At 70.7% G+C, this 14,771-nt stretch carries 13 protein-coding genes; 5 read left to right on the forward strand and 8 right to left on the reverse strand.

Translation table 11 applies throughout. The features are described 5' to 3' along the window. Nucleotides 1-126 precede the first annotated feature (126 nt). Together AB0N63_RS09550 and AB0N63_RS09555 are read right to left on the reverse strand one after the other, a co-directional pair. Entirely contained in the window at nt 127-474 is a 348-nt protein-coding gene (locus tag AB0N63_RS09550) for a hypothetical protein (RefSeq protein ID WP_365526463.1), read from the reverse strand. 92 nt (nt 475-566) lie between these two features. After that, entirely contained in the window at nt 567-1,496 is a 930-nt protein-coding gene (locus tag AB0N63_RS09555) for a heme o synthase (RefSeq protein WP_365527034.1), read from the reverse strand. A gap of 502 nt (nt 1,497-1,998) precedes the next feature. Here AB0N63_RS09555 and tkt point away from each other — a divergent pair. From tkt to pgl, 5 genes are read left to right on the forward strand one after another with little or no spacing between them, the layout of a single operon-like run. After that, on the forward strand, nt 1,999-4,086 hold the full coding sequence (tkt, locus tag AB0N63_RS09560; RefSeq protein ID WP_365526466.1) for a transketolase: 2,088 nt from the start codon (nt 1,999-2,001) through the stop codon (nt 4,084-4,086). Nucleotides 4,087-4,120: 34 nt separating this feature from the next. After that, nucleotides 4,121-5,239: a transaldolase gene (tal, locus tag AB0N63_RS09565; RefSeq protein ID WP_365526469.1), complete on the forward strand. Its 1,119-nt coding sequence runs from the start codon at nt 4,121-4,123 to the stop codon at nt 5,237-5,239. A 4-nt stretch (nt 5,240-5,243) separates the two neighbouring features. Further along, nucleotides 5,244-6,782, forward strand: a complete 1,539-nt coding sequence (gene zwf, locus AB0N63_RS09570) for a glucose-6-phosphate dehydrogenase (RefSeq protein WP_365526472.1) — start codon at nt 5,244-5,246, stop codon at nt 6,780-6,782. After that, on the forward strand, nt 6,779-7,837 hold the full coding sequence (gene opcA / locus AB0N63_RS09575; protein WP_365526474.1) for a glucose-6-phosphate dehydrogenase assembly protein OpcA: 1,059 nt from the start codon (nt 6,779-6,781) through the stop codon (nt 7,835-7,837). The genes zwf and opcA overlap by 4 nt, the downstream gene beginning before the upstream one ends. Continuing rightward, the gene (pgl, locus tag AB0N63_RS09580) at nt 7,834-8,616 is read left to right on the forward strand and encodes a 6-phosphogluconolactonase (RefSeq protein WP_365526477.1); all 783 of its coding nucleotides are present in this window, start codon (nt 7,834-7,836) and stop codon (nt 8,614-8,616) included. Before opcA ends, pgl begins: the two co-directional genes overlap by 4 nt. A gap of 296 nt (nt 8,617-8,912) precedes the next feature. Here the strand turns inward: pgl and AB0N63_RS09585 are convergent, their stop codons facing one another. From AB0N63_RS09585 to gap, 6 genes are all read right to left on the reverse strand, one after another. Beyond that, a complete protein-coding gene (locus AB0N63_RS09585) occupies nt 8,913-10,139 on the reverse strand; it encodes an MFS transporter (protein ID WP_365526480.1) in 1,227 nt (408 codons plus the stop codon). Between the two features lie 377 nt (nt 10,140-10,516). Further along, entirely contained in the window at nt 10,517-10,804 is a 288-nt protein-coding gene (locus AB0N63_RS09590) for an RNA polymerase-binding protein RbpA (protein WP_019984039.1), read from the reverse strand. A 302-nt stretch (nt 10,805-11,106) separates the two neighbouring features. Continuing rightward, nucleotides 11,107-11,337 carry a preprotein translocase subunit SecG gene (gene secG / locus AB0N63_RS09595; RefSeq protein ID WP_019984040.1) on the reverse strand — a complete coding sequence of 77 codons (231 nt, stop codon included), beginning with the start codon at nt 11,335-11,337 and terminating at the stop codon, nt 11,107-11,109. A gap of 168 nt (nt 11,338-11,505) precedes the next feature. Further along, the gene (gene tpiA, locus AB0N63_RS09600; protein WP_365526483.1) at nt 11,506-12,282 is read right to left on the reverse strand and encodes a triose-phosphate isomerase; all 777 of its coding nucleotides are present in this window, start codon (nt 12,280-12,282) and stop codon (nt 11,506-11,508) included. A gap of 6 nt (nt 12,283-12,288) precedes the next feature. Next, nucleotides 12,289-13,500, reverse strand: a complete 1,212-nt coding sequence (locus tag AB0N63_RS09605; protein WP_365526485.1) for a phosphoglycerate kinase — start codon at nt 13,498-13,500, stop codon at nt 12,289-12,291. A 234-nt stretch (nt 13,501-13,734) separates the two neighbouring features. Further along, on the reverse strand, nt 13,735-14,742 hold the full coding sequence (gene gap / locus AB0N63_RS09610; RefSeq protein WP_009187991.1) for a type I glyceraldehyde-3-phosphate dehydrogenase: 1,008 nt from the start codon (nt 14,740-14,742) through the stop codon (nt 13,735-13,737). Between the last annotated feature and the right edge of the window lie 29 nt (nt 14,743-14,771).

A 14,771-nucleotide genomic window follows, 5' to 3' on the forward strand; every position in this document is an offset into this window, starting at 1 on the left:
CGGCGAACCCGGGCGGGCGCCGGGGCGTCCCGGGGCCCGGGCCCCCCCCCCCCCCCCCCGCCGCACCTGAGGGCTCGGAGGGCGGGACAGACGCTGTCTGTCCCGCCCTCCGAGCCCTCAGGCCGTTCAGCCGTTGCCGGGGCCGCCGAGCTGGAGCCCGGCCATCCGGGACCACTCGTACGGACCGGTCTTCACCTTCGCCGCGAACTCGCCGTCGAAGGACTCGTGGACCGTGATCCCCGACTTCCGCACCGCCTGCTCGGCGACGGCGTAGGTGGGGGCCACGATGTCGCCCCAGGCGCCGTCCTCGCCGACCAGGACGATCCGCGCGCCGCGCTGTCCGATGTACGCGACCTGCCCCTCGGCGCCGCCATGGGCCTTGGAGAACGAGCCGATGCGCCGCGCCAGGCGGGCCGCCTCGCGCTCGGCCTTCGGGTCAGCCTTGGGGTCAACCTGCTGCGTGTCGTCTGCCATGGCTGGATGCTACCCAGCGGTAGATCCAACGGCGACGGGCGGGGTGCGTGGCCTTGGCCACGCACCCCGCCCGTCGGCAGGCGTGAAGGGGGCTAACGGAGGAAGGGATCCACCGCGACGGCCACGAAGAGGATCGACACATAGGTGATCGACCAGTGGAACAGCCGCATCTCCTTCAGCTTGGCGCCGGTCACCTCGGCCTTGGCCCGGTTCTGCAGCCCGTGCGCCTCCCACAGCCAGAAGCCGCCGGCCGCGAGCGCCACCACCGTGTAGAACCAGCCGGTGTAGCCGAGGGGGGTCAGCAGCAGCGAGACCACCACCATCACCCAGCTGTAGATCACGATCTGCCGGGCGACCACCTTGTTGGAGGCGATGACCGGCAGCATCGGCACGCCCACGCGCGCGTAGTCCTCCTTGACCTTCATGGACAGCGGCCAGTAGTGCGGCGGCGTCCAGAAGAACATGACGAGGAAGAGGATGACCGGCGCCCACGACATGGAGTTCGTGACGGCGGACCAGCCGATCAGCACGGGCAGACAGCCGGCGATACCGCCCCAGACGATGTTCTGCGACGTACGCCGTTTGAGGATCATCGTGTAGACGACGACGTAGAAGAGGAGCGCTCCGAGCGACAGCCAGGCGGACAGCCAGTTGACGGTGAACCCGAACAACAGCGTCGAGACGACCGCCAGCGTGATGCCGAAGGCGAGGCACTCGCGCGGGCTGACCATGCCGGTCACCAGCGGCCGCTGCGAGGTGCGGTCCATCAGCGCGTCGATGTCGCGGTCGATGTACATGTTCAGCGCGTTGGCGCCACCTGCGGAGAGGTAACCGCCGACGCAGGTCAGCAGCACCAGCTTCAGATCGGGCACGCCCTGCTGCGCCAGGAACATCACCGGAACGGTGGTGATCAGCAGCAGTTCGATGATCCGTGGCTTGGTCAGTGCCACGAACGCCTTGACACGGGCCCCGAACGGCCGGTGGCTCGGGTTCTGGCCTGCACCGAGTGCTCCCTCCCCCAGAACCTTGAGGGTCTGGGAGGGACCCCCAGGACGGGATTCGACGGCCGTCACGCACACCCCTGACAGAGACTCCCAGCGAGCCCCGCCGATGTGCACCGACGGTGAAGGCTCGCGCGTACCACGCCACTGTAGACGTTGCCCAGACCCGGACATTCGCGGGGGTCGGGTCGTGTTGACCGCACCGCCCGCACAGGGGCCGCCGGGCGGGTGCGCGAACCCGGTGGGACGGGTTCCCGAACAGCGTCGGAACAATGTTCCGACGGGCGCGGGACGGCTCGATTGAGCGATCGGATGAGCGGGTCCGTATTCAGTTGCCGAATAGCGCTTCAGGGCCGGTCGGCAGGCGGATTTCGACGAGTCCCGGCACTCTTGAATGACGCGAAAAAACGCACGTCTTTACGAGGGTAGGCTCAACAACGGCCGGCCGACGCCGAGAACGCCGGCAGCCGGTGCGCGGGCACGCGTACCGGCATCCGACAGTGGAGAGGAGCCCTGAGCCAGGGTGAGCACCAAGCCGACCACCACAGACCTCGAGTGGACCGAATTGGACCAGCGCGCGGTGGACACCGCGCGTGTCCTGGCCGCCGATGCCGTACAGAAGGTCGGAAACGGCCATCCGGGTACGGCCATGAGCCTCGCTCCCGCCGCCTACACCCTGTTCCAGAAGGTGATGCGGCACGACCCCGCGGACACGCAGTGGGTGGGGCGCGACCGTTTCGTACTGTCCGCGGGCCACTCCTCCCTGACCCTCTACACCCAGTTGTACCTGGGCGGCTTCGGCCTGGAGCTGGACGACCTGAAGGCGTTCCGCACCTGGGGCTCGAAGACCCCGGGCCACCCCGAGTACGGGCACACCAAGGGCGTGGAGACCACGACCGGTCCGCTCGGCCAGGGTGTCGCCAACGCGGTGGGCATGGCGATGGCCGCCCGCTACGAGCGCGGTCTGTTCGACCCGGAGGCCGCGCAGGGCGAGTCGCCCTTCGACCACTTCATCTACTGCATCGCCGGTGACGGCTGCCTCCAGGAGGGCATCTCGGCCGAGGCGTCGTCGATGGCCGGCCACCAGAAGCTGGGCAACCTGATCCTGCTGTGGGACGACAACCACATCTCGATCGAGGGCGACACCGAGACGGCCGTATCCGAGGACACCGCTCTGCGCTACGAGGCCTACGGCTGGCACGTGCAGCGCGTGGAGCCGAAGACGGACGGCGACCTGGACCCGGCGGCGATCTACGCGGCGATCCAGGAGGCCAAGGCCGTCACCGACCGGCCGTCCTTCATCGCGATGCGCTCGATCATCGCCTGGCCCGCCCCGAACGCGCAGAACACCGAGGCGGCGCACGGATCGGCCCTCGGCGACGAGGAGGTCGCGGCCACCAAGCGCGTCCTCGGCTTCGACCCGGAGAAGACCTTCGAGGTCGCCGACGAGGTCCTCACCCACACCCGCGGCGCCCTGGAGCGCGGCCGCGCGGCCCGCGACGAGTGGGAGAAGTCCTTCCAGGCCTGGCGCGAGGCCAACCCGGAGCGCGCCGCCGAGTACGACCGCATCGCCCGGGGCGAGCTGCCCGCCGGCTGGGACGAGAAGATCCCGGTGTTCGAGGCGGGCAAGTCGGTCGCCACGCGCGCCGCCTCCGGCAAGGTGCTCCAGGCGCTCGGCGAGGTCGTTCCCGAGCTGTGGGGCGGCTCCGCCGACCTGGCCGGATCGAACAACACGACGATCGACAAGACGTCGTCGTTCCTGCCCGCGGGCAACCCGCTGCCCGAGGCGAACCCGTACGGGCGCACCGTCCACTTCGGCATCCGCGAGCACTCGATGGGCGCCGAGCTGAACGGCATCACGCTGCACGGCAACACCCGCGCCTACGGCGGCACCTTCCTGGTCTTCTCCGACTACATGCGCAACGCCGTGCGCCTGTCCGCGCTGATGCACCTGCCGGTGACGTACGTGTGGACGCACGACTCCATCGGCCTCGGCGAGGACGGCCCGACCCACCAGCCGGTCGAGCACCTGGCCTCACTGCGCGCCATCCCCGGCCTGAACGTGGTCCGCCCGGCCGACGCCAACGAGACCGCCATCGCCTGGCGCGAGATCCACCGCCGCTGGACGAAGGAGTACGGCAAGGGCGCTCCGCACGCGCTGGCGCTGACCCGCCAGGGCGTGCCCACGTACGAGCCCGACGACGACGCGGCCCGGGGCGGCTACGTCCTGCTGGAGGCCGAGGGCGGCGAGCCGCAGGTCATCCTGATCGCCACCGGTTCCGAGGTGCACGTCGCCGTCGAGGCGCGCGAGCAGCTCCAGGCCGACGGCGTGCCGACCCGCGTGGTGTCGATGCCGTCCGTCGAGTGGTTCGAGGAGCAGGACCAGGGGTACCGGGACAGCGTGCTGCCGCCGGCCGTGCGGGCGCGTGTCGCGGTCGAGGCGGGCGTCGGGCTGACCTGGCACAAGTACGTCGGGGACGCCGGGCGCATTGTTTCGCTGGAGCACTTCGGCGCCTCCGCCGACGCCAAGGTGCTCTTCCGCGAATTCGGTTTCACCGCCGAGAACGTGGCCGCCAAGGCCCGGGAATCGCTCACCGCCGCCCAGCGCTGACGCTCATACACGACACGTAGGAGATGCAATTTCCATGACAGACGCACTGAAGCGCCTCTCCGATGAAGGCGTCGCGATCTGGCTGGACGACCTGTCGCGCAAGCGGATCACGTCCGGCAACCTCGCCGAGCTGATCGACCAGCAGCACGTCGTGGGCGTCACCACCAATCCGACGATCTTCCAGAAGGCGATCTCGCAGGGCGACGGCTACGACCAGCAGCTGTCGGACCTGGCCGCCCGGAAGGTCACCGTCGAGGAAGCCATCCGGATGATCACGACGGCGGACGTCCGCGACGCCGCCGACATCCTGCGCCCGGTCTTCGACGCCACCGACGGCCAGGACGGCCGGGTCTCCATCGAGGTGGACCCGCGCCTGGCCCACAACACCAAGGCGACCGTCGCCGAGGCCCGCCAGCTTGCCTGGCTGGTGGACCGCCCCAACACCCTGATCAAGATCCCGGCCACCGAGGCGGGTCTGCCGGCGATCGCCGAGACCATCGGCAACGGCATCAGCGTCAACGTCACGCTGATCTTCTCGCTGGAGCGCTACCGGAAGGTCATGGACGCCTTCCTGACCGGCCTGGAGAAGGCCAAGGAACGCGGCCTGGACCTCTCCAAGATCCACTCGGTGGCGTCGTTCTTCGTCTCCCGCGTGGACACCGAGATCGACCGGCGCATCGACGAGATGGGCACCGACGAGGCCAAGGCCCTGCGCGGCAAGGCGGGCGTGGCCAACGCGCGTCTGGCCTACCAGGCCTACGAGGAGGTCTTCTCCTCGGACCGCTGGGACGCTCTGGAGAACGCGGGAGCGAACGAGCAGCGTCCGCTGTGGGCCTCCACCGGTGTGAAGGACAAGGCGTACAAGGACACCATGTACGTCGAGGAGCTGGTCGCCCCGAACACGGTCAACACCATGCCCGAGGCCACGCTGGAGGCCACGGACGACCACGGCGAGATCCGCGGTGACACGATCAGGGGCACCTACGAGCAGGCCCGCGCCGACCTGGACGCCCTGGAGAAGATCGGCATCTCCTACGACGACGTCGTGCAGGTGCTGGAGGACGAGGGCGTCGACAAGTTCGAGGGCTCCTGGAACGACCTTCTGAAGTCGACCGAGGCGGAGCTCCAGCGCCTCGCCCCCGCGGAGGGCTGACGCCTTGTCACCCCTTTCCGGTACCGGGGCGAACCCGCTCCGTGACCCTGCGGACCGACGGCTCCCGCGTATCGCGGGGCCGTCGGGCCTGGTCATCTTCGGCGTCACGGGCGACCTGTCCCGCAAGAAGCTGATGCCGGCCGTCTACGACCTCGCGAACCGGGGTCTGCTGCCGCCGGGCTTCTCGCTGGTGGGCTTCGCCCGGCGCGACTGGGAGCACGAGGACTTCGCGCAGGTCGTGCACGACGCGGTCAAGGAGCACGCGCGCACGCCGTTCCGCGAGGAGGTCTGGCAGCAGCTCAGCCAGGGCATGCGCTTCGTGCAGGGCACCTTCGACGACGACGAGGCGTTCGAGCGGCTGCGCGGCACGATCGACGAGCTGGACAAGGCACAGGGCACGGGCGGCAACTTCGCCTTCTACCTGTCCGTGCCGCCGAAGTCGTTCCCGGTCGTCATCCAACAGCTGAAGAAGCACGGTCTGGCCGACCAGTCGGGTGGTTCCTGGCGGCGCGCGGTCATCGAGAAGCCGTTCGGCCACGACCTGAAGTCGGCCGAGGAGCTGAACGCGATCGTCCACGAGGTGTTCGCGCCGGACCAGGTGTTCCGGATCGACCACTACCTGGGCAAGGAGACCGTCCAGAACATCCTGGCGCTGCGCTTCGCCAACCAGATGTTCGAGCCCATATGGAACCGGTCCTTCGTGGACCACGTCCAGATCACGATGGCCGAGGACATCGGCATCGGCGGCCGGGCCGGCTACTACGACGGCATCGGCGCCGCCCGCGACGTGATCCAGAACCATCTGCTCCAGCTGATGGCGCTCACCGCGATGGAGGAGCCCTCCTCGTTCGACGCGGACGCGCTCGCGGCGGAGAAGGAGAAGGTGCTCGGCGCGGTCCGGCTGCCCGACGACCTGGGCGCCCACACGGTGCGCGGCCAGTACGCCGCCGGCTGGCAGGGCGGCGAGAAGGTCATCGGCTACCTCGAAGAGGACGGCATCGACAAGAAGTCGAAGACCGACACCTACGCGGCCGTGAAGCTGGGCATAGACAACCGCCGCTGGGCGGGCGTGCCCTTCTATCTGCGCACCGGCAAGCGGCTGGGCCGCCGGGTCACCGAGATCGCGGTGGTCTTCCAGCGCGCCCCGCACTCCCCCTTCGACACCACCGCCACCGAGGAACTCGGGCAGAACGCGGTCGTCATCCGCGTCCAGCCGGACGAGGGCGTGACCGTGCGCTTCGGCTCGAAGGTGCCCGGCACGTCGATGGAGATCCGGGACGTGTCGATGGACTTCGCCTACGGCGAGTCCTTCACCGAGTCCAGCCCCGAGGCCTACGAGCGCCTCATCCTCGATGTGCTGCTCGGCGACTCCAACCTCTTCCCGCGCACGGAGGAGGTCGAGCTGTCCTGGAAGATCCTCGACCCGATCGAGGAGTACTGGGACGCGCACGGCAGGCCCGCGCAGTACCAGTCGGGGACCTGGGGCCCGGCGGAGGCGGACGAGATGCTCGCACGAGACGGACGGAGCTGGCGCCGGCCATGAAGATCGATCTGACGGACACCACGGCCGGAAAGATCAACAAGGCGTTGGTCGAGGGGCGCCGGGCGATCGGCACCCCCGCCGTCGGCATGGTGCTCACCCTGGTCATCGTCACCGACGAGGAGAACGCCTACGACGCCCTGAAGGCGGCCGGCGACGCCTCGCGCGAGCACCCTTCGCGCACCCTGGTCGTCATCCGCCGTGTCTCGCGCACCCTGCGAGACCGCACCTCCTCACGACTGGACGCCGAGGTGCGGGTGGGCGCGGAGGCCGGCACCGGCGAGACGGTGGTGCTGCGGCTGTACGGCGAGGTCTCCGACCACGCCCAGTCGGTGGTGCTGCCGCTGCTGCTGCCGGACGCGCCGGTCGTGGTGTGGTGGCCGGTGGACGCCCCGCTCGACCCGGCCAGCGACCCGCTGGGGGCTCTGGCCCAGCGCCGGGTCACCGACACCTACGCCTGCGAGGACCCGGTACGGGCGCTGACGGCGCGGGCCACGGCGTACACCCCCGGCGACACCGATCTGTCGTGGACCCGGATCACGCCCTGGCGCTCCATGCTGGCCGCCGCTCTCGACCAGGTGCCCTGCGAGGTCGAGAGCGTCGAGGTGGAGGGCGAGGAGTCCAACCCGAGCTGTGAGCTGCTGGCGATGTGGCTCGCGGACCGGCTGGACGTGCCGGTGAAGCGGACGCTGTCCGCCGGGCCGGGTCTGACCGCGGTCCGCATGGACACGAGCTGCGGGTCGATCCGGCTCGACCGCGCCGACGGACGGCTGGCGACGCTGTCCATCGAGGGGCAGCCGGAGCGTGCGGTGGCGCTCAAGCGCCGTGACACGGCCGAGCTGATCGCCGAGGAGCTGCGACGGCTCGACCCGGACGACACGTACGCGTCGGCGCTGCGCTACGGCGTGGACCGGCTCGGCCAGGGCGACCGGGAAGCCGCCGGGCAGGGGCCGGTGGCGGTCGCCACGCCCGAGGAGGAGGCGGTGAAGGCGCCCGCGCGCCGGGCCGCCGCCAAGACGGCCCGAAAGGCCCCGACCCGGAAGGCGACGGCGAAGTGAGCACTCCGCAGCTGGTCGTCCACCGCGACAAGGACCTGATGGCGCAGGCCGCCGCGGCCCGGCTGATCACGAAGATCGTGGACGCCCAGGCGTCGACGGGTTCGGCGAACGTCGTCCTGACGGGGGGGCGCAACGGCAACGGCGTGCTGGCCGCGCTGGCCGCCGCGCCCGCCCGCGACGCGATCGACTGGGGCCGCCTGGACCTGTGGTGGGGCGACGAACGGTTCCTGCCCGAGGGCGACCCCGAACGCAACGTCACGCAGGCCCGCGAGGCGCTGCTGGACTCCGTGCCGCTGGACCCCAAGCGGGTGCACGTCATGCCCGCGTCGGACGGTCCGTACGGCGCGGACGTCGAGGCCGCGGCGGACGCCTACGCCGAAGAGCTGGCCCGTGCGGCCGGCCCCGAGAACCACGGCACGGTGCCCTCCTTCGACGTCCTGATGCTGGGGGTCGGGCCGGACGCCCACGTCGCCTCCCTGTTCCCGGAGCATCCCGGCGTACGGGAGACCGAGCGCACGGTGATCGGCGTCCACGGCTCCCCGAAGCCGCCGCCCACCCGGATCTCCCTCACCCTCCCCGCGATCCGCTCGGCCCGTGAGGTCTGGCTGCTCGCGGCGGGCGAGGACAAGGCGAACGCGGTCGCCATGGCCCTCTCGGGCGCGGGCGAGATCCAGGCCCCCGCGGCAGGCGCCCAGGGCCGCACCCGCACCCTCTGGCTCCTGGACACAGCAGCAGCCGCCCAACTCCCGAGAAGTCTGTACCCTCCGGCGTCGGCGTGACCTGACCGCTGCGCAGCCGGCACGGCCCCGAAGGAGCCGGGCCGGCTGCCCCAGCCCGCACGGCGTCCGAGGACGAGGCCGCCCAGGCCGACAGCGGGGGCGGGGCCGGCGATTTCCCGCCCCTCCATCCCGCCCCATCCAGTTCGTCCGGCGCTTGAGGACGAGGCCGCCCGGGCTGGTGCGGGGGGACTGGAGGCGGCCGCCCCAGGGATGAGGGGGGGTTGCCCTGTCCGAGCGACCGAGAGCCGGGGGTGGGCAGGGGCTGCGGGGTCGACGACCTCTCGCCGCCTCCCGGCTCACCGGCCCCGGCCGGACCTCAACGCCGCGACGGACAGCACAAAGAACCCGGCCGCGAGCAACGCGGGCGTGTTCAGCCCCCACGCCCCGGCGACGACACCCCCCAGCACCGCCCCCACCGGCGCCCCCGCCACAGCGAGCGTACGGAACGCCGCACTCACCCGCCCCAGCATCCCCTCAGGGCTCCGCTCCTGCATCAGCGTCGTGGTGTTCACGTTCCACACCATGCCCATCACCCCGAACAGCGCCATCGCTGTCACCAGCGCCCCCAGTTCCCGCACCGACCCCATCACCACCAGCGCCCCGACCTGCACCACCCCCGCCACCAGCACGGCCCGCACCCGCCCCAGTCGAGCCACCACCCACCCGTTGACCGCTCCCCCGGCCAGACTCCCCAGCGTGTACGCGGTCATCGCCGCCGCATACCCCCCGGGCCCGGCGCCCAGCCAGCCCGTCACGAGCACCACGAGAGCGGCGATGAGCGCGCCCATCCCGACGTTGCACAGAGCGGTCGCGGCGCACAGCGCCCGCAGCGCGCGGTCCCGCCCGAGCACCCGCAAACCCTCGGCCATCTCACCACGCAGCGTGCTCCCGGACGGCCGCGGCGCCCGCTCGGGCGCCGCCACCCGCAGCGAGGCCACCAGAGCCGCGGCCACCAGGAAGGTGACGGCGTCGGCGGCGAAGGGCGCGGCCACGCCGACGGCGAGCAGCAGGGGCACGGCCGGCCCGCCCAGCAGCCCGCCGGCGATGCGCTGACCGGTCATCAGCCGGGCGTTGGCGCTGCCGAGCGCGGCACGGTCCACCAGGGCGGGCAGCAGGGCCGTCGCCGCGTTGTCGAAGAGGGTCTGGAGCGTGGTGAGCGCCAAGGCCAGACAGATCAGCAGGACGATCGAGGCGTGGCCGAGGGCGACGGCGAGCGCGAAGCCGCCGACCAGCGCCGCCCGTAACGCGTCCACCGTCCACATGGCCCGCCGCTGGTCCACCCGGTCCGCGACGGCGCCGCCGAGCAGCCCGAACAGCAGCCAGGGCAGATAGCCGCACGCGGTGACCGAGGCGATGAGCAGCGGCTCGTCGGTCAGCGAGGTGGCGAGCAGCGGCAGCGCCGCCGTGCGCAGCGCGTCGCCGAAGCTGGACAGCACCGAGGCGCCCCACAGCCGTCCGAACGGCCCGCCCCACGCGGGCCGCGCCGCGCTCTCGGCTGCCTGAGCCGCATCGACCGTCACCACCGTCGCCCCCTCACGATTCACCGGCACGACTGACCGGATGCGAGAACCGTAGAGGGCACCACTGACAATCGGTCTGCGGCGAGTGGCCGCCGCGGGCGGCAAGGGGTCCGGCGGCCTGCCCGTGGGCGTCCGACCGGACGTCAACTCCCAGGGCCGGTCCGACCATTCGCGTCGTCGCCCGGAAGGCGGCCGCGCGGCGTCCGGTGCGTGCTCTGGGGTCCCCCCTGCTCGAAGAGCTTGGGGAAGTGCCGGCTCCTGACCCTCGTACGGGGCGTACCCGGGTCAGGGACCGGTGCGGTGAGTGGGGTCCCCCCGCTCGAAGAACTCGGGAGAGCGTGCATGGCGTCGCACGGCAGACGGGAACTGTCCGACAGGTCCTAGATCTCGCCGCGCAGTTTGGCGAGGGCCTCGGCGAGGATCGCCTCGCCGTCCGCGTCGCTGCGCCGCTCCCGTACGTACGCGAGGTGCGTCTTGTAGGGCTCGGTGCGCGGCGGGTCCGGCGGGTTGTCCTGGTCCTGACCGGCCGGGAATCCGCAGCGCGGGCAGTCCCAGGTGTCCGGGACCTGCGCGTCGCTGGCGAAGCTCGGCTGGGTCTCGTGCCCGTTGGAGCACCAGAAGGAGATGCGCAGGCGCGGCGCGGACTCGCCGCGCTCGGCCTCGCCCATCGGCCCCGCACCGACCCGGCTCCCCCGGATCGCGTTGCCACTTGCCACGGTGTAACTCCCTGCGTGATGGTGCCGCGAAGCGAGACGGCGTTTCTCTTCGCTGCGAGCGCCTCAGTCTACGTAAGGCCCAACGCGCGTCCAGTGATTGGAGTTACCGCCCCCCACGCACAGACGCAAGCCCCATGATAGGCCGCGCTTTCGAGCGCGTACCGACCATGGGGCCTTACGTACGGAATGAGCGGTGTCCGCCGCGCCGTGACGATCCGTTCGACGGCTGTTCGGCTGCGGCGGTCTGCGGTGCGTCAGCCGTTCGACTTCATGAGGATGCCGAGCACGATGATGCACGCGAGCCACAGCAGGCCGATCACCACGGTGATGCGGTCGAGGTTGCGCTCGGCGACCGAGGAGCCGCCGACGGAGGACTGCATACCGCCACCGAACATGTCGGAGAGGCCGCCGCCCTTCCCCTTGTGCATCAGCACCAGCAGCATCAGCAGCAGGCTGAAGACGATCAGGGCGATCGAGAACCCCAAAACCACGGCTGGACCAACTTCCTCGGATTCGGATGGACGACGGGGGCCCGGCAGGTGTCACGCGGACCAGCCGCATGCCGACACGCTTGCCGCGCCCCCGCAAGGGTACGACGGATCGCCGCTACCGCATACTCACAGCTCGGCCCGCCTTCCGGCGCACCGCCGCGCTCACTGGTCGCGGAACCGGACGATCTTGACGAACTCGTCGGCGTCCAGCGAGGCGCCGCCGACCAGGGCGCCGTCGATGTCGGCCTGCGCCATGATCTCGGCGACGTTGCCCGACTTCACAGAACCGCCGTACTGGATGCGGACCCGGTCGGCCACCTCCTGGGAGTACAGCTCGGCGATCTTGCCGCGGATGGCGGCGCAGACCTCCTGGGCGTCCTCGGCGCCGCAGACCTTGCCGGTGCCGATGGCCCACACGGGCTCGTAGGCGATGACGACGGTCTCGGCCTGCTCGGCCGGGACGTCCTTCAGACCGCCCTCGACCTGGGCGAGGGTGTGGGAGACGTGGTTGCCCGCCTCGCGGACGTCCAGCTCCTCGCCGACGCACAGGATCGGGGTCAGACCGTGCCTGAAGGCGGCCTTGGCCTTGGCGTTGACGATCTCGTCGGTCTCGGCGTGGTACTGGCGGCGCTCCGAGTGGCCGACGGCGACGTAGGCGCACTTGAGCTTGGCCAGCATCGAGCCGGAGATCTCACCGGTGTAGGCGCCGGAGTCGTGCTGCGAGACGTCCTGGGCGCCGTACTTGATCTTCAGCTTGTCGCCGTCGACCAGGGTCTGCACGGAGCGCAGGTCGGTGAAGGGCGGCAGGACGGCGACCTCGACGGCCTCGTAGTCCTTGTCGGCCAGGGCGAAGGCGAGCTTCTGGACGTGCGCGATGGCCTCGAGGTGGTTGAGGTTCATCTTCCAGTTGCCCGCCATCAGCGGCGTGCGGGTGGTCATTGAGGTTCAGTCCTCCAGTGCGGCGAGGCCGGGGAGCGTCTTGCCCTCGAGGTATTCGAGGGAGGCGCCGCCACCGGTCGAGATGTGGCCGAATGCGGTCTCGTCGAAGCCGAGGGTGCGCACGGCGGCGGCGGAGTCGCCGCCGCCGACGACCGAGAAGCCGTCCGCGTCGACGAGGGCCTGGGCGACCGCCTTGGTGCCCTCGGCGTAGTCGGGGTGCTCGAAGACGCCCATGGGACCGTTCCAGAACACGGTCGCGGCGTCGGCGAGCTTCGAGGCGTACAGCTCACGGGTCTTCGGGCCGATGTCCAGGCCCTCCTGGTCGGCGGGGATCTTGTCCGCGTCGACCACGGTGTGGTCGGTCGGCGCCTTGGCCTTCAGGTCCGGGAACTCACGGGAGACCACGACGTCGACGGGGAGCAGCAGCTCCACGCCCTGCTTCTCGGCGCGCTCCAGGTACTCCTTGACGGCCGGGACCTGGTCCTCCTGGAGGAGGGAGATGCCGACCTCGTAACCCTTGGCCTTGAGGAAGGTGTAGGCCATGCCGCCGCCGATGAGCAGCCGGTCGGCCTTGCCGAGCAGCTGGTCGATGACGGCGAGCTTGTCGGAGACCTTGGCGCCGCCGAGGGCGACGACGTAGGGGCGCTTGACGTCCTCGGTGAGCTTCTTCAGGACGCCGACCTCGGTGGCGATGAGGTAGCCGGCGTAGTGCGGCAGGCGGGCCGGCAGGTCGTAGACCGAGGCGTGCTTGCGGTGCACCGCGCCGAAGCCGTCGCCGACGTAGACGTCCGCGAGGGCGGCGAGGGCGTCGGCGAACTCGCCGCGCTCGGTGTCGTCCTTGGACGTCTCGCCGGGGTTGAAGCGCAGGTTCTCGATGACCGCGACCTGCCCGGGCTCCAGGCCGTCCACGGCGTCGTGGGCGGCGGGGCCGACGGTGTCCTGCGCGAACGCCACGGGAGCGCCGAGGAGTTCACCGAGGCGCTCGGCGGCGGGCAGCAGCGAGAAGGCGGGGTCCGGGGCGCCCTTGGGCCGGCCGAGGTGCGAGGCCACGACCACCTTGGCGCCCGCCTCGGCGAGGGCCTTGACGGTGGGCAGGACGGCGCGGATGCGGCCGTCGTCGGTGATGACACCGTCGGCCAGCGGGACGTTGAGGTCGGCGCGGACGAAGACCCGCTTGCCGTTCACGCCTTCGGAGAGAAGTTCGTCGATCGTCTTCATGGATGGGACTCCTGAGGAGGTGGCTCTTGATCGTACGAGGGCTGGTCGATCCGCACGCGCGCCGGGGTGGCGCACCGGGGGCTGCGAGGGCCTCCCGTCCGGTGGCGCATCGGCGTCGCGCGCCGGCGGCGGGCCGGGGTGTGGCCCGGCCCGCCGCACGCGCGTCAGGGCCCGGGCGGCGCTGGTGCGCGCGGCCCGAGCCCTGATCTCACATCGAGGTGCCTGCCCTGCCGGTCAGAGCTGGTTGCCGATGAAGACGGTGAGGTCGACGAGGCGGTTGGAGTAGCCCCACTCGTTGTCGTACCAGCCGATGACCTTCACGTTCTTGCCCTCCTGGACCATGGTCAGGGAGGAGTCGAAGGTGCAGGACGCCGGCGCGTTGACGATGTCGGAGGAGACGATCGGGTCCTCCGTGTACTCGAGGATGCCCTTGAGCTCGCCCTCGGCGGCCTTCTGGAAGGCGGCGTTGACCTCTTCCTTGGTGACCTCGCGGGACAGCTCGACGACCAGGTCGGTGACCGAGCCGGTGGGGACCGGGACGCGCATCGCGATGCCGTCCAGCTTGCCCTTGAGCTGCGGCAGCACCAGGGCGGTGGCCTTGGCGGCGCCGGTGGTGGTCGGGATGATGTTCTCGGCGGCGGCACGCGCGCGGCGCAGGTCCTTGTGCGGGAAGTCCAGGATGCGCTGGTCGTTCGTGTACGCGTGCACGGTGGTCATGAGACCCCGGACGATGCCGAAGTTCTCGTCGAGGACCTTCGCCATCGGCGCCACACAGTTGGTGGTGCAGGAGGCGTTGGAGATGACGTTGTCCTTGGCGGGGTCGTACTTGTCCTGGTTGACGCCCATCACGATGGTGACGTCCTCGCCCTTCGCCGGGGCGGAGATGATGACCTTCTTGGCGCCGCCGGCGATGTGCTTCTCGGCGTCTTCCTTCTTGGTGAAGATGCCGGTGGACTCGATGACGATGTCGACGCCCAGCTCGCCCCACGGGATGTCGGCGGGGTTGCGCTCGGAGAGGACCTTGATGGTCTTGCCGTCGACGGTGATGGTGTCCTCGGTGTGCGTGACCTCCTGCTTGAGGCGACCGAGGATGGTGTCGTACTTCAGCAGGTGAGCGGTTGTCGCGGTGTCACCCAGGTCGTTGACAGCCACGATCTCGATGTCTGCACCCTGCTCCAGCAGCGCGCGGAAGTAGTTACGACCGATGCGGCCAAAGCCGTTGATGCCTACGCGGATCGTCACGAACCGATCTCCTCGTTGGTACGCCGGCT

The organism is Streptomyces sp. NPDC093260 (assembly GCF_040683715.1).
Lineage (GTDB): Bacteria > Actinomycetota > Actinomycetes > Streptomycetales > Streptomycetaceae > Streptomyces > Streptomyces sennicomposti.

Bases quoted from the DNA above. Each gene is read 5' to 3' on its own strand.
- tpiA (WP_365526483.1), bottom strand. From the start codon at position 12,282: ATGACCACCCGCACGCCGCTGATGGCGGGCAACTGGAAGATGAACCTC.
- AB0N63_RS09590 (WP_019984039.1), bottom strand. From the start codon at position 10,804: ATGGGCGAGGCCGAGCGCGGCGAGTCCGCGCCGCGCCTGCGCATCTCC.
- opcA (WP_365526474.1), top strand. From the start codon at position 6,779: ATGAAGATCGATCTGACGGACACCACGGCCGGAAAGATCAACAAGGCG.
- AB0N63_RS09605 (WP_365526485.1), bottom strand. From the start codon at position 13,500: ATGAAGACGATCGACGAACTTCTCTCCGAAGGCGTGAACGGCAAGCGG.
- tal (WP_365526469.1), top strand. From the start codon at position 4,121: ATGACAGACGCACTGAAGCGCCTCTCCGATGAAGGCGTCGCGATCTGG.
- AB0N63_RS09550 (WP_365526463.1), bottom strand. From the start codon at position 474: ATGGCAGACGACACGCAGCAGGTTGACCCCAAGGCTGACCCGAAGGCC.